Below are 20970 nucleotides of genomic sequence, written 5' to 3'. Positions count from 1 at the left end.
GAGGCAAGCGATGATGCGGTCGTTACTGGGATTTCTTGCGGCGGCGACCGCCGCGCTGGTCGCATCGCAGGCTCCGGCCCTGGCTGAGCAGCGCCTGACCGTCGCGGGCTACGGCGGCAGCTACGAGCAGATCATGCGCACCAGCGTCATTCCGACGTTCGAGCGCGAGAACGGCGTCCGGATCGACTATCTGACCGGCAATTCCTCCGACAACCTCGCCCGGATGCAGGCGCAGCGCGGCAATCAGACGGTCGGCGTCGCGGTGCTCGACGACGGTCCGATGGTGCAGGCGGTGTCGCTCGGCCTGTGCCGGACGCTGCCCGACGCGGTGCGCGATGCGGTCTACCCGATCGCGGTCCTGGGCGATGACCACGCCGTCGGCACCGGCTTCGGCTTCACGGGGATCGCCTACAACACGAAGCTGTTCAAGGAGCGCGGCTTCCCGGTGCCGACCTCCTGGATGGATCTCGCCCGGCCGGAGTACCGGCAGCGGATCGCGATCCCCGGCATCGACAACACCTACGGTGTCCACACCCTGGCGATGATGGCCCGCATCCACGGCGGCAGCGACGGCGATATCGCGCCCGGGCTGAAGGTGATGCGCCAACAGATCAATCCGAACGTGCTCGCCTACGAGAGCTCGCCCGGCAAGATGAGCGAGATGTTCCAGTCGGGCGAGATCTGGCTCGCCGTCTGGGGCTCGTCCCGGGTCGCCGCCATGCAGCAGGCGGGCTTCCCGCTGGCCATCGCCCGGCCGAAGGAGGGTGCCGTCGTGCTGATGACGGCGGGCTGCGCCATCACGGGCAGCCCGGAGCCGGCGCTCGCCGACAAGTTCCTCGCCTACCTCGTCTCGCCGAAGGTCCAGGAGATCTTTTCCACGCAGTACGGGGCGGGCCCGACCAACCGCGCCACGAAGCTGCCGCCGGAGGTCGCCGACCGGGTGATCTACGGCGAGGATCAGGTGCGCTCGCTGATCGGCCTCGACTGGGACGTGGTCAACCGCAACCGCGCCGACTGGACGCGCCAGTGGCAGCGGCAGGTCGAGCGCTGATGTCCGCGCCCGCCTTCCTCACCCTCGACGGGCTCGGCAAGGATTACGGCACGGTCACCGCGGTGCGCGATGTCAGCCTCACCGTGGCGCCCGGCGAGTTCCTCGGCCTGCTCGGGCCCTCCGGCTGCGGCAAGACCACGACGCTGCAGATGATCGCCGGCTTCGAGACGCCGAGCCGCGGCCGCATCCTGATGGAGGGACGCGACCTGACCGGAACGCCGCCGGCCAAGCGCGGCATCGGCCTCGTGTTCCAGTCCTACGCGCTGTTCCCCCACATGAGTGCGGCCGAGAACGTCGCCTTCGGCCTGGAGATGCGCGGCGTGCCGAAGGCGGAGCGGGCCAAGCGCGTCGCCGAGGCTCTGGCCCAGGTCCGCCTTGGCCACCTCGCCGAGCGTTTTCCCCGCAACATGTCGGGCGGCCAGCAACAGCGGGTCGCCCTGGCGCAGGCGCTGGTGGTGGAGCCGCGCCTGCTGCTCCTCGACGAGCCGCTCTCGAACCTCGACGCCAAGCTGCGCGAGGAGATGCAGGTCGAGCTGCGCGAATTGCAGCGCCGGATCGGCGTCACCACGGTGCTGGTCACCCACGATCAGGCCGAGGCGATGGCCCTGTGCGACCGGGTGGCGATCATGCAGGGCGGCCGGGTCGTGCAGATCGACGCCCCCTGGCAGGCCTACGACATCCCGGCAGACGCGTTCGTCGCCGACTTCCTGGGCCGCAGCAATCGGCTGCCGGCGCGGGCCGCCTGCGGCGAGGCGGAGGCGGCGGGCCACCGCTTCTCCCTGCCACCGGAACTGGCCGACCGGCAGGGCGACATCCTCCTGACGATCCGGCCGGAGCGCATGCGCATCCGCAGCGAGCGGGCGCCCGAGGGGCTACCCGGACTCGAGGGCCGCGTGCAGGCGCGGCTCTTCCTGGGCGGCTACTGGCTCTACACGGTGGCGACGGCCTTGGGCGCCTTCGCCGTCATGGCGCAGAACACCGGCGCGACGCCGCTGGACGAGGGCGCCGCCGTGACGCTGGACTGGGACGCCCATAGCCTGCGGCGGCTGGAGCCGGCATGACCCGCCTTGACCGCCTCACCCCGGCGCTTCTCACAGCGCCCTCCGCCCTTGTCTATGCTGGGGCACTGCTGGTCCCGCTCGCCGGCGTGCTGGCCTTAAGCCTGCACGGCTTCGACTTCGAAAAGGGCGTGCTGCCCGGCTGGGGTCTCGCCAATTATCAGGATCTGTTCACCGATCCGCTGTTCGGCGAGGCCCTGGCGCGGACCTTCCGCATCGCCGGGCTGACCACCCTGATCTGCCTCCTCGTCGGGGTGCCGGAGGCCTGGATCATCCACCGCATGGATCCGCGCTGGCGCGGGCCGATGCTCCTCGTCGTAGTCGGGCCGCTGCTGGTCTCGGTGGTGGTGCGCAACTTCGGCTGGATGGTGCTGCTCGGCACGAACGGCCTCGTGAACCAGACGTTCACCGCCCTCCATCTGCCCGGCGCGCCCTACCGGCTGATGTTCACGGAACTGGCCGTGGTGATCGGCCTCGTCCACGTGATGGTGCCGCTCGTGGTGCTGTCCGTCTGGGCGAGCCTGGGGCGGCTCGATCCGGTGCTGGAGCGCGCCGCCACCAGCCTCGGAGCAGGGCGTTTCACGGTGTTCACCCGCATCGTGCTGCCCAACGTCATGCCGGGGGTCATGGCCGGGGCGCTGATGGTGTTCTGCCTGTCGGCCTCGGCCTTCGCGACGCCCGCCATGCTGGGCGGCAAGCGCCTTAAGGTCGTCTCCAGCATGACCTACAACGAGTTCCTCAACACCCTGAACTGGCCGCTCGGCGCCGCGCTCGCCACCGTGCTGATGGCGGCGATCCTGCTCGCCACGCTTCTCTGGACGCGGCTCGTCGAGAAGCGGGCGCTGCGGCGCCTCGGCGAGGTCGCGCAGGGAGGCCCGGCATGAGCGGTGACGGCTCCAGCCGCAACGGCCCCCTGGCGCTGGCCTTCCACGCCCTGTTCATCGCCTTCATCCTGGCGCCACTCGTCGTGGTGATCGCCGTCTCGTTCACCGGCCAGGGCTACCTCGCCTTGCCGTTCGACGGCCTCTCGCTGCGCTGGTGGCGGGCGATCGGCGACAACCCGCGCTTCCTGGAGAGCTTCTGGTACAGCGCGCGTCTCGGCGTGACGGCCGCGACGATCTCCGCCCTGATCGCCGTCCCGGCCGCCCTGGCGATCGCCCGCTGGCGCTTCCCCGGGCGGGGCACCCTCGTGGCGATCCTGGCCTCGCCGCTGATGATCCCGCACGTGGTGCTGGGTGTCGCGCTGCTGCGCTTTTTCTCCGGCTTCGGCCTGTCGGGCAGCTTCACGGGCCTCGTGGCGGCCCATGTCATCGTGATCACACCCTATATGCTGCGCCTCGTCGGCGCCGGCCTGTCGGGGCTCGATCCGCGCATCGAGCGCGCCGCCGAGAGCCTCGGTGCCGACCGGTTCACCGTGTTCCGGCGCGTGACCCTGCCGCTGATCGCGCCCGGCCTCGCGGGCGGCTGGATCCTGGCCTTCGTCACCAGCTTCGACGAGTTGACGGTGAGCCTGTTCCTGGCCTCGCCGGCCGCCAACCCGCTGCCGGTGCAGCTGTTCAACTACATCGACCAGATGACCGACCCGCTGGTCGCGTCGGTCTCGGCGGCGCTGATCCTCGTCACCGCCCTGGTCCTCTTAGGGCTCGATCGCTTCTACCCGATCGACCGCCTGCTCACCGGGGAACGCCGCGCATGACAGCGACCGGACAAGACACGCGCGACGCCATCGTGGTCGGCGGCGGCCTCGTGGGTGCGGCGATCGCCTACGGGCTCCAGCGGCAGGGCCTGACGACCGTGATGCTCGACGAGGGCGACGTCGCCCACCGGGCGAGCCGGGGCAATTTCGGGCTGGTCTGGGTGCAGTCGAAGGGCCTCGGCGCGCCGCATTACCAGCACTGGACCCATGCCTCGGCCGGAGCCTGGCCGGAACTCGCCGCTGACCTCCTCGCGACGACCGGCATCGGTGTCGGGCTGCACCAGCCGGGGGGGCTGCACTTCTGCTTCTCCGACGACGAGATGGCCCAGCGGGACGCGCTGATGGGTCAGCTGCGCCGGGAGGCCGGCAATGCCGGCTACGAGTACCGCATGATCCCGGCCGCGGAGCTGCGCGACATGGTTCCGGGCCTCGGCCCCCAGGTCGTGGGCGCCTCATGGACACCGTATGACGGCCATGCGAGCCCACTCCACCTCCTGCGGGCGCTCCACGCGGCGTTTCAGGATCTCGGCGGCCACTACCGGCCGAACGCCAAGGTCACCGCCATCAAGGCGGCCCCGCGCGACTTTACCGTCGCGATCGGGGCCGAGACCGTCCGGGCGCCGCGCCTCGTCCTGGCCTCCGGCCTCGGCAACGCCGACCTCGCACCGCTGGTCGGCCTGTCGGCGCCCCTGCGGCCCGAGCGCGGCCAGATCCTCGTCACGGAGCGCACACGGCAGGTGCTGGGTCTGCCCACCCACGTCGTCCGCCAGACCGAGGAGGGCTCGCTGCTGCTGGGCGACAGCAAGGAGGATATGGGCTTCGACACCCTGACCCAGACGCCTGCCATGATGCGGGCCATCGCCCATAAGGCGGTCCGGACCTTCCCGTGGATCGCCGAGCTGAACATCGTCCGGGCCTGGGCGGCGCTGCGCGTCATGTCGCCGGACGGCAAACCGATCTACGACGAATCCGAGCGTTATCCGGGCGCCACCATCGCCAATTGCCATTCCGGCGTCACCCTGGCCGGCGCGCATGCGAGCCTGCTCGCCCCGATGATCGCGGCCGGCGCGCTGGCGCCGGAGATGTCCCCCTTCAGCGCGAGACGGTTCGATGTTCAGAAGGCGGCCTGAGGCCCGTCCGGCCCCCGGGGACCGGCTGGTGGAGGTCTTCGTCGCGGGCCAACCCGTCCGCGTGCCCGAGGGCGCCTCGGCGGCCGCCGCCGTCCTGCTGTCGGGCGCGCCGGCGATCCGCACGACGCCGGTCAACGGGGCGCCGCGCCTGCCCTACTGCATGATCGGCATCTGCTTCGATTGCCTCGCTGAGATCGACGGCGTGGCCAACCGGCAATCCTGCCTCGTGCCGGTTGCCGCCGGCATGCGGATCGAGCTGCAGGTCGGCGCCCGCGCGGCGCGGATCGAGGACGCCGCATGAGCTACGATCTCGCCATCGTCGGCGCCGGCCCGGCCGGCATGGCCGCCGCCACCGAGGCCGCCTGCCTCGGGCTCTCGGTTACCGTGCTGGACGAGCAGCCTGCCCCCGGCGGGCAGGTCTTCCGGGCAGTCGAGGCAGCGTCGAGGGATCCGGCGCTCGCCGGAGAGTTCCTCGATGCCGGTGGTGCCCTGGCGGGTGCGTTCCGCGCCACCAAGGGGATCGCCTACCGGCCAAGGACCACGCTCTGGCACCTCGACCCCGATGCGGGCCTGCTGTCCGTCGCCGCGGACGGCGCCACAGCGGAGATCGCCGCCCGGCGCATCCTGCTGGCGACCGGCGCCCAGGAGCGGCCCGTGCCGATTCCCGGCTGGACGCTGCCGGGCGTCATGAGCGCGGGCGCCGCTCAGATCCTCCTCAAGACGGCCGGCGCCGTGCCGGAGGGATCCGTCGTGATCGCCGGGCAGGGGCCGCTCTGCTGGCTGCTCGCCGTGCAGCTCCTGCGCGCTGGCGTCGAGCGGCTGACGCTACTGGAGACCGGCGCCGGTGGTGCCCTCCGGGACGCGCTGCGGGCGGGCGGCCTCTGGACCGGCCGCAAGCTCCTCGCGAAGGGCGTGGCCCTGATGCGCGAGACCCGGGCGCGGGGCCTCACCGTGGTGCGCAACGTCCGCCACCTCCGGGCGGAGGGTGATGGCCGGGTCTCGACTGTGCGCTGGCGTCAGGGAAGCCGCGACCACGCGATCGCCTGCGACACGCTCCTCCTGCACGAGGGGGTGATTCCGTCGACCCACATTACCCGGGCGCTGGGGTTCGACCACGATTGGGACGACAGGCAGCTCTGCTGGCGTCCCCGCCTCGACGCCTGGGGCGCCACGAGCCATCCGAATGTGGCGGTGGCGGGCGATGGCGGCGGTATCGGCGGCTGGGAGGCGGCTGCCGCGGGCGGGCGGTTGGCCGCGATCGACGCGGCTCACCGCCTCGGCCGGTTCGACGCAGTCGCCCGCGACACCCGCGCTGCGGATGCGCAGAAGGCTCAGCGTTCGGCCCTGGCGCTCCGGCCCTTCCTCGACCGGCTCTACCGCCCCGCCTCGGCGATCCTCACCCCAACAGACGACACCATCGTCTGCCGCTGCGAGGAGATCACCGCCGGGCAGATCCGTGGGGCCGCCCGCCTCGGCGCCGCCGGCCCGAACCAGGTCAAGGCCTTCCTGCGGGCCGGCATGGGTCCCTGCCAGGGGCGCATGTGCGGCACCGTTGTCGCCGGGCTGATCGCCGAGACCCGCGGGGCCTCCATGGAAACGGTCGGGGCGCTCCGGCCGCGGGCCCCGTTCAAACCGATGACGGTGGGCGAACTCGCGAACGAACGGCCGGACGCAATCCCGGAGCTGATCGCGTGACAGCGAAACCCTGCATCGTGATCGTCGGCGGCGGTCCGGCTGGCCGCGCCGCCCTGGCCGCGCTGCCCGGCGCCGTCCAGATCGCCCGGCCCGAGGCCACGGCCTGGCACGCCGAGCCCCGCCGCCTCTGGGTCGAGGGCGACGGGCGGGTCTGGGCCGAGCCGTTCGACGGCTTGCTGGTCTGCGCAGACGAGCCGCTGCTGCTGGCCGCCCTCGGCTGCGCCATCCGGGACGGGCGGGTCGTGGCCGATCCCGAGGGCCGGACCAGCGTGCCGGGCGTTTCGGTAGCCGGCCGCGTGGCGGGGGCGGCAAATTCGCGGGAGGCGGAGCGTCAGGCGACCATCGCCGCGCGCGCCCTGGCCGCCGGGCCGGCATACACAAACGCGCCGATGATCCCGCCCGCCAAGACTGCGCCCGCCAAGACTGCGCCCGCCAAGACCGCGCCCGCCAAGACTGCGCCCGCCAAGACTGCGCCCGCCAAGACTGCGCCCGCCAAGACCGCGCCCGCGCTGCGGCTCGATCCGGTGGACCTCGCGGCTTTGCTAGAGCGGCCCACGGGGCCGGAGCGCCACCGGGCCGCACTCGCGCAGTGCGCAATCCTGGGCGCGGTGGTGCCGGCGCGTCCCGTCGGCCTCGCTGCGCTGGCCGGCCTCGTGGCCACGATGCCGGAGGCGGCTCCCCCGCAGACGGATACGGGCGCGCTGGCATGACCGATCCCGACATCCTGATCGTCGGTGGGGGCCTGCACGGGCTGTCCGCCGCCCTGCATCTGGCCCGGGCCGGGCGCCGGGTCCGCGTGCTGGAGGCCCGGCAGGTCGGCGCCCAGGCCTCGGGCTACTCGGCGGGCGGCGTGCGCACCCTGGGCCGCCATCCCGCCGAGGTGCCGCTCGCCCTGGAGGCGATCGAGCGCTGGCATGACATCGCGAACCTCGTCGGCGACGATTGCGGCTTCCGCCCCGTCGGGCAGGTCCGGGTCGCCGAGACCGAGGCGGAACTCGCGCAGCTCGCCGAGCGCGTCGAACGCCTGCGCGCCGCCGGCTGGATGCACGAGGCTCTGGCGGATGCCGAGACGGTGCGCCAGCTGCTCCCGGCGGTCGCCCCGCACGTGGTCGGCGGCATCGTCGCCCGCCGCGACGGCTTCGCGTCCCCCTTGCGCACGACGCGCGCCTTCGGCTGCGCCGCTATGGCCGCCGGTGCCACGGTGATCGAGGGTGCACGCGTCGCCACGCTGGAGCGCCGGGCCGGCCTCTGGTGCCTCCGGACACACGGGGGCGAGACCCATGCCGCGCCGCTCCTGCTCAACGCCGCGGGCGCCTGGGGCGGCCGTATCGCCCGCGCGGCCGGAGAGCCGATCCCGCTTGGCTTCAACGCCTTCCAGATGCTGCTCACCGACGCGCTGCCGCCACTCCTGACACCGGTGGTGGGGGCGGCCGGGCGACCGCTGTCGTTCAAGCAGTCCGACAGCGGCCACGTGATGATCGGCGGCGGCCACAAGGGACAGGCCGACCTCGACACCGGAGAGATCCACCTCGACGTCCCGCGGCTCGCCTATTCGGCCCGCACGGCGCTCGACCTGTTCCCGGCCCTGCGCGAGGCGCGGATCGCCCACGCCTGGGCCGGCATCGAGGGCGTCACGCCCGATGAGCTGCCGGTGATCGGCCGGTCCGCGGTGGCGGACGGGCTGGTCCACGCCTTCGGTTTCTCCGGGCACGGCTTCGCGCTCGCGCCCATCGTCGGTGCGATCGTCGCCGGCCTGCTGCTCGACGGACCGGAGACGCACGCCCTCACGGCATTCGCGCCGGACCGCTTCACCCTCGGCGGCCCCGCCCGCGAGACCCGCTCGGCCCTGCTTCAGCCAGCCGGCTGATCCTCCACGCACAAGGACCTGTTTCGATGATCGAACGCCATATCCGCACGCCCATCATGCACCGCGTGGTGGAGCATGGCGGCGTCCTCTACTTCGGCGGCATCGTGGCGGAGGATCGCTCCGCGCCGATGCAGGGCCAGACAGAGCAAATCCTGGCGCGGATCGACGCGCTGCTTGCCGAGACCGGCAGCGACCGGAGCAGGATTCTGACGGCGACGCTCTACATCACCGACATGGCGCTCAAGGACGAGATGAACGCCGCCTGGACCGCGTGGTTCGCCCCCGAGCTCCTGCCGAGCCGCTCCACCATCGGGGTCGCCGAACTGGGACCCGATGTCCTGATCGAGGCCGTGATCACCGCGGCGAAATGAGCCTCGGTCGAGGGGCGCGGCTCGGCTGCGGCGCCACGGGCCGCCTTATGGAAGCGGCTGGTCTTGCCGGGGTGCGGACCGGCCGGACGTATCACTTCCTGTTCTTGATCAGGCTGTCGACGTTCTTGTTCGCCTCCTTGTTGTCCTTCCGCTGTGCGGTGATGGCTTGCTTCGTGTCCTTCATCGACGTTTCGTCCCGCTTGCCCTGCGGTATCTCGTTCGGTGCCGCCATGGCGGGGACGGTGGCCAGGAGAAAGGCCGTGCACAACGCGGCGCTCACCGTTGTCTTGATCATGGTCGTCCTCCTCTGATTTAACTGGGACAAGATCTTGACGATGTTGTCGGTCTGATCAGACTGGGCGGCTAGGACTTTCCCGGCCGCCCGGTCGTCTGTTACTTGCCGGCCTTGGCGCCTGCGGCCGTGCCGGTCGCCGTCGGGGACGCGGTGTTTGATGCCGCGGCCTTGCCCGTCTGCGGAAGGGCGACCGCGTCGATCATGTCGAAGCGCATCCCGTCCTGGGCAGTCTTCAGGACCGCGTTGGCCTCGTAATACTTGCCTTGCCCGATCAGCGTCGCCGCCTGATTGACGTCCGCGATGGTCTTGTCGAGCGGCAGCACCGCCATCGTGAAGTTCACGTCGACATGGGCGAGCTTGAGCTTCTCGATCGCGCCCTTCTGGTCGCCGTGGGCGAGGTTCTTGTTCGCTTCGGTCACGGCCGAGGCCTTATCGGGGCTGGCCACGAAGTCGTCACCGAGCGTCAGCTGCGCGTCCACCGGAACCCAGGCGACCTGCTCCTTGGAGGGCTTCGCGTCGGTCGTCGCGGGCTGAGCGGTCGCCACCGGGGCCATCGCCTTGTGGCCGGCCATGTCGGCGGGTGTCTTGAGGTCGGCTTCGGCCTTGGTGAACACGGCGTCATCGGTCTTGGCCTTCGTGAAGGCCGCCTGCGTCTTGCCGATCAGAGCCTTGGCCTGAGCGGGGTCCGCTTCGAAGATGGCGAGCCGCGTGAGTTGAAGATCACGGAACGCCTGTGCGCCATCTTTCGACAGCTTGCCCACATCCTTGTCGATCGCCGTCTGCTGCGCGGCGGGCTGCTGAGCGGCCTGTTCCGCGGCGAAAGCGGTCCCGCCGAGGATGGTGGAGAGCACGAGCGCCGCAGCCATGGATTTGCGATAAGCCATCTTAATAACTCCATCTGAGCGCTTGAACCAAGACCTTTGACTGTATCGGCCTCGTTCTTCGCGTGTTCATATAATATTCAACTACCGTGTTGGTCGCATGTCCACTGGATTAAAATTCGGACATGTCGGTGCTGGCGCCAGGTGGAGACTGGGATTGGCGATGTCACGGTCTCGCGATCGGCGCCGGATGCCTGCCGGCCTTCGATCGGATCTTTTCGACCGGGACCCGCCTCAGGTGGCCGCTGCGGCGGGAAACATCAGGTCGAAGCGGCAACCGCCCGTCGCGGCCGGGTGGACGCTCACGCTCGCGGCGTGGAGCTTGACGATTGCGGCCACCAGGCTCAGTCCGAGGCCGTTGCCCTTGGTCTGGCGCGCCACCTCCGAGCGGTAGAAGCGCTGGAAGATCTTGTCGCGCTCCGTCGCGGGCAGGCCCGGCCCCGTATCCTCCACCGCGAGGCTGACAGCGCCGCCCAGGTGAGTCAGGCGCACGGACACGGCCCCGCCCTGCGGCGTGAACTTCAGGGCGTTGTCGAGGAGGTTCGACAGGGCCTCGAAGCACAGGTCTCGGTCACCCCGGATGGTGGGAAGCCCGTCCGCGATCGCGAGGGTGAGGCGCACACCCTTCTCCTCGGCCGACGGCTCGAAGAGGTCCACCGCAGCCGCCGCCAATTCGCCGAGATCGACCGGTGCGAAGGCGGTCCGGCGCCCCTCTTCCATCGCACCGATCCGCAGCACCGCCGTGACCATGGCGAGGGTCTGGTCGATCCAGGCGAGGCCCTGGTCGATCGTCTCGTGGAACTCCGCCACCGTCCGGGCCTGGATGCGGCTGCGTTCCAGCCGGGCGCGCAGCCGGGTCAACGGCGTGCGCAAATCATGGGCGACCGCGTCGCCGACGCTGCGGACCTCGCCCATCAGGTGCTCGATCTCGTCGAGCATCCGGTTCACGTTGGCGGCCAGCCGGTCGAACTCGTCGCCCCGGGTGCCGACCGGCAGGCGCCGGCGCAGGTCGCCGCCCATCACCTCGGACAGAGCCGCCTCGGTGGCGGCCAGCCGCCGACGGCCCCGTCGCGCCAGCAGGAGGCCGCCGAGACCTGACAGGGCCAGCATCGGCACCAATCCGAGGCCGAGCGCCCGCAGGGTCGTCACCCGCACGCGGTCGATCTCGTCGGAATCGTGGGCGATCACCACGGTGCTGCCGTCCGGTAGCGGCAGGGCGGCCGCCCAGATCTCGTCGTCGAGCCTGCGCTGTGCGACCTCGACGACGGCACTCACGCGATAGGCGTCCCCGTCACGAGCCAAACCTTTGGGCAGCGCGTCGAGGTTGCCGGCCCGGCGCGCGCCGTCGGGCCCGAACAGGCCGCCGTAATGGGTGGCGTGCAGGTCCATGGCGGTCCAGGTGTCGACCCGCAAAGCCGCGGAGGCGGGATCTGCGGCGGCCGCGCGGACTTCGAGCCGCAGCGTCTCGGCGAGTTCCTCGCGCAGGTAGGCGGCCGTCTGCCAGTAGATGAAGGCAAAGATCGCCAGCGCCAGCAGCACCGACCACAGGGCTATGCCGAGCGCCCATCGCACGGTCGTGGAGCGCAGCAGATCAGTCATCGGGCGTGAAGGTGAAGCCGAGGCCGCGCACATTTTGGATCAGGGGTGGTCCTCCGCAGGCTTCGAGCTTCCGGCGCAGGCGCCCGAGATGGACGTCGATCAGGTTCGATTTCGGGGTGAACCGGTAGTTCCAGACCTCCTCGAACAGCATCGCCCGGGTGACGATCTGGCCGGGTGCGCGCATCAGATAGGCGAGCAGCTTGAGCTCACGCGGCAGCAATTCGAGATCGCGCGCGCCGCGCCGGCCGGTCCCGGCGATCAGGTCGATCTCCAGGCTGCCGACCCGAAGCAGGGTCTCGCGGCTGTCCACCGGACGCCGGAGCAGAGCCTCGATCCGGGCGGCGAGTTCCCCCAGGGCGAAGGGTTTGGCGAGGTAGTCGTCCCCGCCCGCCCGCAGGCCGCGGATCCGCTTATCCACGTCGCCCAGCGCGCTGAGCACCAGCGCGGGAGTCCGGTCCCCGTCCCGGCGGAGATCCTGCAGGACGCTGAGCCCGTCCTGGCCGGGCAGCATCCGGTCGAGGATGATCGCGCCCCAGGTGCCGTCCCGGGCCGCCTGGGCGCCGTCGGGCCCGGTCGCCGCCCAGGTGACCGCGTGACCGCGCCCGCGCAGGTCATCGAGCACGACGGCTGCCGTCTCCGCGTCATCCTCGATCAGCAGCACCCTCGCCACGCCCGCACCTCCGGCCGGTTTCCTGTGTGCCGCATTTCGGTTCGCCGGTCCCGGCGCGGTCCGATTGTGAACCCGAATTTAGTGGCGCAGCATTGGCTTCGCCCAACTTATTAGAATGACTCTAGCGCGTACCGGCGCCGGTTTCACGGCCCCATTTGTTTGACCGGATTGCGTCGATGCAGACCCCGCCCCGCCGAACGCGTGTGCCCCGATGGGCTCGCTGTGCGGATCCAGGAATCGCCGTTCGAGGAGAGGGGCGGAGGGCTTCGGAGCTTACCTGCGCACTTTCGCAGGAGCTGGACATGGGGGCCCGCGCCGCGGCGACAGGATGGTGCGCGGGTCCCCCCTCCCGAGCGGGAGAGGGACAGGGTGAGGGTCGAGCACGTTCAGGAAGAGGCGCGATCTTCACGCGTGGTCTTGGCGCGCTTGGTGCTGAAGCTTCTCATCCCTCACCCCAACCCGCTCCCGCACGGGAGAGGGGGCTTGTCGCGCCCTGCTGCCGGCTTCAGTGGCTAACCTCGAAGCCTGGCCGTCATCGCCCGGTCCGATGCCATCCGGCAGGCGTCGCGCATGCCTAGGAAGAAGCGTCCGCGGCGCCTGATCAACCGATACGCCCAGTCCCGTCTCTACGACGTGGAGACGCGGAGCTACGTCTCCATAGACCGGCTGAAGGAACTGCGCAGCGAGGGCTACGAGGTGGTGGTCCGTGAGGTCGAGACCGGACGCTTCGTGAGCGACGAGGTGCTGCGCCCGGGTTTCGACGCATGAGGTGGCCGATCCCCAGCGACCGGGCAGCCGGAAATGGGCAGCCCGGCGAGCGGCGCGCGCGCCCATGACGCTGAACGCGGAGGCGCATGCCCGTGCCATGGAAGCTGAGTCCGTCGAGCCGGAGGGCTCGGACGAGGAGGTGCCCTCGAAGCCCGCCCCAGAGGTGCCGCGCCGCCGCGGTGGCGTCCGCGTGCTCCTCTTCCTGGCTGGGGCCGGCCTCGCCACTGCCGGCTGGATCGAGCGCGCGCCCATCCTGTCCGCGCTCGGCCTCGCGCCGGCCACGTCGGCGGCGGGGACGGACAAACCCGACGCGGCGCCGGCGAACCCCGATCGCGTCACCCTCGACGCGGAGGGGCAGACGCGGATCGGCCTCGCCTTCGGGACGGCCGAGACCCGCCGGATCGTGCTGCCGGTGCGCGTCCCCGGCACCGTCGCGTTCGACGAGCGGCGGGTGACGCATCTTAAGCCGCGCACACAAGGACGGGTGCTGAGCCTCGCGGTCCAGCCCGGCGACCGGGTCGAGGCGGGCGAGACCCTGGCGACCCTCGACGCTGCCGGCCTGCTTGATGCGCGCAACGGCTACCTCGCCGCGCAGGCCTCCCTCGGCGAGGCGCAGGCCTCCGAGGCGGTGGCCGCGCTGCAGCTCAAGCGCGGACAGGAGCAGCTCAAGTTCGGCGGCGTCGCGCAGGCCGAGGTGGAACGGCGGCAGGTCGATCTCGCCAAGGCGCAGGCGGCGGTGAAATCGGCCCAGGCCAACGCCGAGATGTACCGGGCGCAGTACCAGCGCCTCGCCCCGACCGAGGGGGGCGCCCCCGGAACCAGCGCCGTCGTGACCCCGATCGCCGGGGTCGTGACCAGCGTCGGCGTGACTCTCGGCGAGGTCGTCGACACCACCCGCGACGCCTTCACGGTCGCCGATCCGACCCGCATCCTCGTCCTGGCCAACCTCTACGGACCGGATACCGCCCGGGTGAAGGCGGGCGACGGCGCCTCGGTCGAGAGCCCGGTCCCGGGCCACGATCCCTTCGAAGGTCGCGTCCGCTCGGTGAACGCCGCCCTCGATCCGGCCACCAACACGGCGCCTGCCCGCATCGAGCTCGACAACCCGGGCGACCTGCTGCGCGCCAACATGTTCGTCGCGGTGACGATCGCGGCGGATCTCGGCCGCGACGGCGTCACCGTCCCGGCGGCCGCGATCCAGCAGACCGAGCAGGGGCCGATCGCCTTCGTGCGTGTGGGCGAGGACCAGTTCGAGCGGCGCGCCCTGACACTCGGGATCCAGCGCTCCGACTGGGTCGAGGTGCAGAGCGGTGTCGCGGCCGGCGACATCGTGGCGACGCAAGGCAGCTTCGGGCTCAAGGCGATCCTGCTGCGCAGCCTGCTCGGCTCGACGGATTGAGGCCTTCCATGCGGTCGTGGTTCGCCCTCCTGATCCGCCGCCGGTTCCTGGTGCTGATGATCGCGCTCGCCGCGGCGGCGGGGGGCGTGGCCAACCTCGAAGGCCTGTCGATCGACGCGGTGCCCGACATCTCGCCCAAGCAGGCGATGATCCTGACCCTGTCGCCGGGCCTTGGGCCGCTGGAGGTGGAGCGGCTCGTCACCTTCCCGGTGGAGAACGCCATGGCGGGGGCGCCGGGCCTGACCGGGATCCGCTCGACCTCGCGGGCCGGCGTCTCGGCGGTCTACGTCACCTTCGCGGACGGCGTGCCGATCACGGAGGCGCGCAATCAGGTGTTCCAGCGTTTGCCGGCGGCCAAGGGCATGATGCCGGCGGGCGTCGGCGATCCGCAGATGGGCCCGATGGCGACGGGGCTCGGCGAGATCTACCAGTTCGAGCTGCGCGGGCCCGGCTACACGCCGATGCAGCTCCGGCGCACCCTGCAGTGGACGATCGCGCCGAAGTTGAAGCTGACGCCCGGCATCGTCGATGTGAACATCTACGGCGGCCAGATGCCGACCTACGAGGTCCGGGTCTCGGCCGACGCCTTGCGCCGCTACGGCGTCGGCCTCGCCCAGGTCTTCACGGCGCTCGCCGACAACAACGCGGCCCGGGGCGGCGCCTATATCGAGCATAACGACCAGCAGGAGACGATCCGCGGCCTCGGCCTCGCCAAAAGCCCGGAGGACATCGCCAACATCGTGGTCGCCACCGGGCCGGGCGGCGTGCCGGTGACGCTCGCGACTTTGGGCCAGGTGGTCGAGGCGCCAAAAGTCCGGCTCGGGGCCGTGACCCACGACGCGCAGGGCGAGACGGTGGTCGGCATCGCGCTGATGCAGGTCGGCGAGAATGCCAGCGCGGTGGTCGGCCAAGTGAAGAAGACGATCGCCGACCTGCGCCCGCAACTGCCGCCGGGCATGGATATCGTTCCCTATTACGACCGCAGCGCGCTCGTGGACCGCACGATCCACACCGTAGCGCACAACCTCCTCGAAGGCGCAGTCCTCGTCATCGTCGTCCTGCTGCTGCTGCTGGGCAACCTCCGCGCCGGGCTGATCGTGGCGGCCGCGATCCCGCTCGCGATGCTGATGGCGTTCGCCGGCATGCGGCTGCTCGGCCTGTCGGGCAACCTGATGAGCCTGGGCGCCATCGATTTCGGCCTGATCGTCGATGGCGCCGTGGTGATGGTCGAGAACGTGCTGCGCGCCCGCGGCGAGCACCCGGGCCGGCCGCCCGAGGACCTGATCCGCGATGCCGCCGCCGAGGTGGCCAAGCCCGTGATGTTCGCGGTGGCGATCATCATCCTCGTCTACGTGCCGATCCTCGCGCTGGAAGGTGTGGCCGGCAAGATGTTCGTGCCGATGGCGCTGACCGTCATCCTGGCCCTGTCGGGCTCCCTCGTCATCACCATGACGCTGATGCCGGCGCTGGCCGCGATCTTCCTCGCCGGCAGCGGCGTCGGCGAGCGCGAGACGCGGCTCGTCCACGGGATGCGGGCCGCCTACACGCCGCTGCTGAAGGCGGCCGAGCGGCACGCCGGGCTCACCGTGCTGGCGACGCTTGCCCTGTTCGCCGGCTCCTGCGTGCTGGCAACGCGGCTCGGTGGCGAGTTCCTGCCGAAGCTGTCGGAGGGCTCGATCGTCATCACCTCCGAGAAACTGCCGGGCATCGATCTGAGCGCTTCGCTCGCCACGGTGACCCGCATCGAGCGGGTGCTGAAGTCGTTTCCGGAGGTGAAGCGTGTCGTCTCGCTCACCGGCAGCGCCGAGATCCCCACGAATCCGATGGGCGTCGAATCGACCGACAGCTTCATCACCCTCACCGACCCAGCCACATGGATAACCGCCGACACGCAGGAGGGTCTCGTGGCGGCCATCGACAAGCGCCTCAAGGAGGAAGTGCCGGGCGTGGCCTATACCTTCTCCCAGCCGATCCAGATGCGCATGGACGACCTGCTGGAGGGCGTGCGCGGCGACGTCGCGATCAGCCTCTACGGCGACGACCTGAAGGTTCTGAAGGACAAAGCCGACGCCATCGTGCGCACCGTCTCCGGGATCGACGGGGCGGCGGACGTGAAGGCCGAGGCGCAGGCCGGCATGCCGGCGCTCACGATCCAGGTCGACCGCGCCAAGGCGGCCCGCTACGGCATCAACGTGTCGGACGTGCTCGACATGGTGGAGAGCATCGGCGGCCGGACCAGCGGCGTCGTCTACGGCAACGACAATTCGATCACCGAGATCGTGGTCCGGCTCGATCCGGCCGACCGCGGCGACATCGAGCGGATCCGCGCCCTGCCGGTCGGCCGCTCCGGCAACGGTGATCCGAGCCGGGAGGCGGGCAGCCGCATGATGGTGCCGCTGTCGATGGTCGCCAGCGTGGATGTGGCCTCCGGCCCGGCGCAGATCAGCCGCGAACGCCTGCAACGGCGGATCTTCGTTCAGGCGAATGTCCGCGGCCGCGACGTCCAGAGCTTCGTGGATGCCGCCAAGGCCGCCGTCGCCCGGCAGGTGACGCTGCCGCCGCGCTACGCGCTGGTCTGGAGCGGCCAGTTCCAGAACCTGCAGGAGGCGACCGCCCGGCTCACCGTCGTGGTGCCCGCGGCGCTCGCGGCGATCCTGCTCCTGCTGGTGGTGATGTTCGGCGACATCCAACTCGCCGGGTTGATCTTCCTCAACGTGCCGGTGGCTGCGACCGGCGGCATCCTGGCGCTGACGCTCCGCGACATGCCGTTCTCGATCTCGGCGGCGATCGGCTTCATCGCGACCTTCGGCATCGCGATCCTGAACGGTGTCGTGCTGACGAGCTACATCCGCGACCTGGAGGCGACCGGCCTCGACCCGCGGGAGGCGGCCACCCGCGCCGCCGAGATGCGGCTGCGCCCGGTGATGATGACCGCCCTGGTGGCGGCTCTGGGCTTCCTGCCGATGGCGCTCTCCACCAGCGCGGGCGCCGAGGTGCAGCGCCCGCTGGCCACCGTGGTGATCGGCGGGCTGATCTCGGCGACCCTGCTCACCCTCGTGGTGCTGCCGGCCGTCTATCCATGGGTGGCAGGCCTGCGCCTGCGGCGGGCGAGCGCGGACCGCAGGACGCAATCGGGCCGGTCTCGTCCAGGCGCGGCGGCGTCGGCTCCGCCGCCCGCGGGGCGCCGAACAGCCCGCTGAGATACACGTAATAAGCCGGCTGCTTCCGGCGCAGCTCTTCGCGGCGGGAGCCCCGATCGCGCCCGCGGCGGGACCGGCTCGGGACGCGATCGTACTGGACTAATGAGCCGAGGATACGTTGGCACGCCAACGCATCCTCGGCTTAGGTCCTTCGCCGCTCGCAGGATTTGATGGCAAAACCGGTGGCCACTTTCGCGAAACCTGCTCAGGCCGGCAGAACGACAACCTTCGTCTTGACCGGCGTGCGCGCGTAGAGGTGGATCATATCCTGGCTGAGCAGGCCGACGCAGCCGCTCGTGATGCCTGTGCCGATCGATTCGGCGTCGCTGCTCGCGTAGATCGTGTAGAGCGTATAGGCGCCGTTCTGGTAGAGGTGGAGCGTCCGGGCGCCGAGCGGATTCTCGAGGCCGCCCGGCATGCCGCGAGCGTATTTCGCCGCTTCGGGCTGGCGCCGGATCATCTCTGCGGGCGGCGTCCAGGTCGCCCATTCGGACTTGCGTCCGACATAGGCGTCGCCGTTCCACAGGAACCCCTGGCGGCCGACATTGGCGCCGTACCGGGTTGCAGTGCCGTCGCCCTCGACACGATAAACGTAGTAATGGGCGGGATCGACGATGATCGTGCCGGCCGCCTCCTTCGTGTCATAGCTGACGGTCCGGCGATAGTATTTCGGATCGACCTTGCTGATGTCGGCCGCCGGGATCGGGAACTTCTCGTTCGGCATCGGCCCGTAGGTTTTTTGTGCCTCGGCGAGGAAGAGGGTGTCGGTTGTCCCGCACCCACCGAGGGCGAGGGCGCCGACCCCGAGGGACGACCCGGCCAGGAAGGCCCGGCGGCTGAGCAGGCCCGCCTGCGGCCCGGGTCGCGCGGACGCGTCCAATGCCCCGGTACCGGTCTTCCGAGCGTCGATCGTCATGTCTCTGGACGTCCCATGTCCCGCCGCGCAACCGTCGAGCTCGATGGTGCCGCGCCGCGGCGCAGCAGGCAAGCTCGGCTGTCCACAGTCGAAAGCCGGGGGAATGCGTCGGGAGTGTGGCCAATATCGGTTGTCATCCAGGGTTGAACGATCGATGCAATGAAATGGCGCGCTGACCACGGGTCTTCGTGCCGCGCGCACCCGATCGATCAATCTCTGCGGATGGCATGGCCGCCTCGTGGGTGCGAGCCGGGCCAGATGACAGGCGACGGGGTGGCTGCTACGAACCCGGCCCGGCACCAGACTCCGTAGCTCAGCTGGATAGAGCAGCCGCCTTCTAAGCGTCTGACGGCGCGGCATTCAAGCTAACATTCCCCTTTGGAAAATGGTTTTTAGGTCGGAAAAGATGATTAGTCGGACGGTATTCGGACGGCCCCCGCGGCGTCATAGCGCCGGAAGGCCGGTCCTGCTGGCGCAGGCAGTTCCCGGACGGGACTGATAGATGCCAGGCATCAGCCTCGCATCGCAGTGAAGGTCTGGCCGCATCGACTTGGCCGATGACGCCCATAGCTGGCGCCCGCCACCGGCCCATGCGCCCTGCCGAGCCCGATTGAACAGGTCGGGGAAAAAAGTCGGCCGGATCGGCGTGCTTGCCGGACTTGCCGGGGGCCATCATTGGATAGTCGTTCGGCAGCGTCGTCCTGCTCGTCCCATGGCCGCGACGCCGGGGCCTGCACGGCGCCTTCCAGCACCGGCATGCCCAGGTAGTCCCGGGCGCCAGGTTCTCAGCGCAGGTCGTGACCTCGAGTCTCGGGAACGCAGAGCACGATCAGGAGTGCGATGACGAATGCGCAGACGGTCGTTCCGAGCCCCGCCTCGATCCCGCCCTGCCCGGTGGCGATCAGGCCGATGATGCTGAGGGCCAGCAAGCCGCCGAGCCTCCCCCTATTGTAGATCAACCCCATGACGAAGCCGCGGGCCGGGGTGTCTGGGATCATCTCGGCCGTGAACGGTCCCATGCCCGCGAAGATCCCATTCACGGTGAGCCCCGAGAAAAAGATCGCCACGATGAGCTTCTCTGCAGGGCCGAAGGCGTAGGCAGCGACGGCCAGTATCCCGATGACGATGTATGCGATGAACATTGGCTTGCGGCCCACCCGATCGACGAACGCACCGTAGACCAGGAAGCCGATCACCGCACCGATCTGCAGGGCCAGAACGAAGTTAAGGTTTTTGAGGAAGTCGTAGACCTTGACCGTGGACAGGAAGGTCGGGGTCCAAGTGAACACCCCCCAGAACATGGACCGCAGGCAGCATACGACCCCTAAGGCCAACAGCGCATTTCGTCGCGCGTCGGGCGTGATGATAGGACCGGAGCCTACCGTCCTGTTCGCGGCCGTCTCGGCATGTCGTGCGATCCAGATCGGGGATTCAGGGGTGATTTCTCGACCGGAGCGAGGATCAGCGCGGGGAGGGCTCCGATCATGTAGAGGATTCGCCATCCATCCCATAATAGCCCGGTGTACCGCGAGCCGACGATCGCTGAGGCGACGATGGGCAGGATGGCCCCGAGCGGGAGGCCCATCCGCCTCAGGGCGCCGCCGCGCCCGCGCAACTTGGATTCCAAGGTCTCGGCGATGAGCGCGGCGCCGGCCGTCCAGGTCCCCCCCCATCCCGAGGGCGCCGCAGAACCGAGGATCGACAGCGAGGTCATGGAAGGCAACAAAGCGATGAGGCCCGAGAAGACCGAATAGATCAGGATTTATGCGTAGGCCGCGCGCACGCGTCCGATCCGGTCGGAGATGTAGCCGAACGCGATGCCGCCCACGATTTTTCCGCCCGCGGACAGGCTGATGAGGCGGTGGCCACGATCGGCGGCGTGCGTCGCAAGATCCATTTCTTCCGCATGGACCTGCCGCACTCCGACGCCTGCTTCATAAAGGCGTATCCGCGGGAGACCACCGAGGCGTTCCTCGACGGGCACGTCGCCGCCTTCGCCTTCTTCACGGGCGTGCCGCTGTTGATCCTGTACGACAACACGAAGATCGCGGTCGCCAAGATCTGCGGTGACGGGCAGCGCGAGCGCACGCGCACCTTCACCGAGCTGGGGAGCCAATACCTGGTCCGCGACCGCTTCGCCGGCGGGGCAAGGGCAACGAAAAGGGCAAGGTCGAAGGGCTGGGCAAGTTCGCCCGCTCGAAATTCATGGTTCTTCCGCAGGTTCGGTGCTGAGGGCTAGGAGCCCGTCCGAGTAATCCTCTCGACGGCGGGGCCGGAGGGTGATTCACTTGGCTCATGGCCAAGGTGTTTCGCTCCTGGGATGTGGATCAGGGCTGGTTGCTGCCGCCCTCGCTGCACGAGTTCGTGCCGCCCG

The 20970-nt window shown here is 70.1% G+C and carries 19 protein-coding genes and 1 pseudogene; 13 read left to right on the top strand and 7 right to left on the bottom strand.

All coding sequences use genetic code 11. The features are described 5' to 3' along the window. The first annotated feature begins 10 nt into the window (after positions 1 to 10). Genes MKK63_RS12955 through MKK63_RS12925 form a run of 7 tightly spaced genes read left to right on the top strand, consistent with a single transcriptional unit; the run spans position 11 to position 6630 of the window. Positions 11 to 1051 carry an ABC transporter substrate-binding protein gene (locus MKK63_RS12955; protein WP_244002286.1) on the top strand — a complete coding sequence of 347 codons (1041 nt, stop codon included), beginning with the start codon at positions 11 to 13 and terminating at the stop codon, positions 1049 to 1051. After that, complete coding sequence (locus tag MKK63_RS12950) at positions 1051 to 2112, top strand: ABC transporter ATP-binding protein (RefSeq protein ID WP_244002283.1); 1062 nt, start codon at positions 1051 to 1053, stop codon at positions 2110 to 2112. The genes MKK63_RS12955 and MKK63_RS12950 overlap by 1 nt, the downstream gene beginning before the upstream one ends. Then, the gene (locus tag MKK63_RS12945; RefSeq protein ID WP_244002281.1) at positions 2109 to 2993 is read left to right on the top strand and encodes an ABC transporter permease; all 885 of its coding nucleotides are present in this window, start codon (positions 2109 to 2111) and stop codon (positions 2991 to 2993) included. Before MKK63_RS12950 ends, MKK63_RS12945 begins: the two co-directional genes overlap by 4 nt. Further along, on the top strand, positions 2990 to 3805 hold the full coding sequence (locus tag MKK63_RS12940; RefSeq protein ID WP_244002279.1) for an ABC transporter permease: 816 nt from the start codon (positions 2990 to 2992) through the stop codon (positions 3803 to 3805). Before MKK63_RS12945 ends, MKK63_RS12940 begins: the two co-directional genes overlap by 4 nt. After that, complete coding sequence (locus MKK63_RS12935; RefSeq protein ID WP_244002277.1) at positions 3802 to 4935, top strand: NAD(P)/FAD-dependent oxidoreductase; 1134 nt, start codon at positions 3802 to 3804, stop codon at positions 4933 to 4935. The genes MKK63_RS12940 and MKK63_RS12935 overlap by 4 nt, the downstream gene beginning before the upstream one ends. After that, positions 4916 to 5236, top strand: coding sequence for a (2Fe-2S)-binding protein (locus tag MKK63_RS12930; protein ID WP_244002275.1), 321 nt, complete (start codon positions 4916 to 4918; stop codon positions 5234 to 5236). Before MKK63_RS12935 ends, MKK63_RS12930 begins: the two co-directional genes overlap by 20 nt. After that, positions 5233 to 6630 (top strand): NAD(P)/FAD-dependent oxidoreductase, encoded by a 1398-nt coding sequence (locus tag MKK63_RS12925; RefSeq protein WP_244002273.1) that lies wholly within the window; start codon positions 5233 to 5235, stop codon positions 6628 to 6630. The genes MKK63_RS12930 and MKK63_RS12925 overlap by 4 nt, the downstream gene beginning before the upstream one ends. Before the next feature lie 331 nt (positions 6631 to 6961). Here MKK63_RS12925 and MKK63_RS32220 read toward each other — a convergent pair whose 3' ends face one another. Further along, complete coding sequence (locus MKK63_RS32220) at positions 6962 to 7399, bottom strand: pentapeptide repeat-containing protein (protein WP_409564509.1); 438 nt, start codon at positions 7397 to 7399, stop codon at positions 6962 to 6964. On the opposite strand from MKK63_RS32220, the gene MKK63_RS12915 reads away from it, so the two are divergent. Beyond that, the gene (locus tag MKK63_RS12915; RefSeq protein ID WP_244002269.1) at positions 7337 to 8497 is read left to right on the top strand and encodes an NAD(P)/FAD-dependent oxidoreductase; all 1161 of its coding nucleotides are present in this window, start codon (positions 7337 to 7339) and stop codon (positions 8495 to 8497) included. The genes MKK63_RS32220 and MKK63_RS12915 overlap by 63 nt on opposite strands. 26 nt (positions 8498 to 8523) lie before the next feature. Continuing rightward, complete coding sequence (locus MKK63_RS12910; protein WP_244002267.1) at positions 8524 to 8868, top strand: RidA family protein; 345 nt, start codon at positions 8524 to 8526, stop codon at positions 8866 to 8868. Between the two features lie 91 nt (positions 8869 to 8959). On the opposite strand, the gene MKK63_RS12905 is transcribed toward MKK63_RS12910, so the two are convergent. From MKK63_RS12905 to MKK63_RS12890, 4 genes are all read right to left on the bottom strand, one after another. Continuing rightward, on the bottom strand, positions 8960 to 9163 hold the full coding sequence (locus tag MKK63_RS12905) for a hypothetical protein (RefSeq protein ID WP_244002265.1): 204 nt from the start codon (positions 9161 to 9163) through the stop codon (positions 8960 to 8962). 98 nt (positions 9164 to 9261) lie between these two features. After that, a complete protein-coding gene (locus MKK63_RS12900; RefSeq protein ID WP_244002263.1) occupies positions 9262 to 10047 on the bottom strand; it encodes a YfdX family protein in 786 nt (261 codons plus the stop codon). A gap of 231 nt (positions 10048 to 10278) precedes the next feature. Then, positions 10279 to 11643 (bottom strand): sensor histidine kinase, encoded by a 1365-nt coding sequence (locus MKK63_RS12895; protein WP_244002261.1) that lies wholly within the window; start codon positions 11641 to 11643, stop codon positions 10279 to 10281. Beyond that, on the bottom strand, positions 11636 to 12313 hold the full coding sequence (locus MKK63_RS12890) for a response regulator transcription factor (protein WP_244002259.1): 678 nt from the start codon (positions 12311 to 12313) through the stop codon (positions 11636 to 11638). The genes MKK63_RS12895 and MKK63_RS12890 overlap by 8 nt, the downstream gene beginning before the upstream one ends. A 570-nt stretch (positions 12314 to 12883) precedes the next feature. On the opposite strand from MKK63_RS12890, the gene MKK63_RS12885 reads away from it, so the two are divergent. The 3 genes from MKK63_RS12885 (at position 12884) to MKK63_RS12875 (ending at position 17680) form a co-directional block, all read left to right on the top strand. After that, a complete protein-coding gene (locus tag MKK63_RS12885; protein WP_244002257.1) occupies positions 12884 to 13081 on the top strand; it encodes a polyhydroxyalkanoate synthesis regulator DNA-binding domain-containing protein in 198 nt (65 codons plus the stop codon). A gap of 64 nt (positions 13082 to 13145) precedes the next feature. Then, positions 13146 to 14480 carry an efflux RND transporter periplasmic adaptor subunit gene (locus MKK63_RS12880; RefSeq protein ID WP_244002255.1) on the top strand — a complete coding sequence of 445 codons (1335 nt, stop codon included), beginning with the start codon at positions 13146 to 13148 and terminating at the stop codon, positions 14478 to 14480. A gap of 8 nt (positions 14481 to 14488) precedes the next feature. After that, entirely contained in the window at positions 14489 to 17680 is a 3192-nt protein-coding gene (locus tag MKK63_RS12875; RefSeq protein ID WP_244002253.1) for an efflux RND transporter permease subunit, read from the top strand. A gap of 205 nt (positions 17681 to 17885) precedes the next feature. On the opposite strand, the gene MKK63_RS12870 is transcribed toward MKK63_RS12875, so the two are convergent. Together MKK63_RS12870 and MKK63_RS12865 are read right to left on the bottom strand one after the other, a co-directional pair. Then, positions 17886 to 18596: a L,D-transpeptidase gene (locus MKK63_RS12870; protein ID WP_244002251.1), complete on the bottom strand. Its 711-nt coding sequence runs from the start codon at positions 18594 to 18596 to the stop codon at positions 17886 to 17888. A gap of 785 nt (positions 18597 to 19381) precedes the next feature. Continuing rightward, on the bottom strand, positions 19382 to 19885 hold the full coding sequence (locus MKK63_RS12865; RefSeq protein WP_244002249.1) for an MFS transporter: 504 nt from the start codon (positions 19883 to 19885) through the stop codon (positions 19382 to 19384). 566 nt (positions 19886 to 20451) lie between these two features. Between MKK63_RS12865 and MKK63_RS12860 the strand changes: the two are divergent. Continuing rightward, positions 20452 to 20804: pseudogene (locus MKK63_RS12860) on the top strand (IS21 family transposase); the annotation flags it as partial. Positions 20805 to 20970 lie beyond the last annotated feature (166 nt).

The organism is Methylobacterium sp. J-088 (genome assembly GCF_022829295.1).
GTDB lineage: Bacteria > Pseudomonadota > Alphaproteobacteria > Rhizobiales > Beijerinckiaceae > Methylobacterium.
Note: the sequence above shows the minus strand (reverse complement) of the source record. Positions and strands in the feature narration are given on the sequence as shown.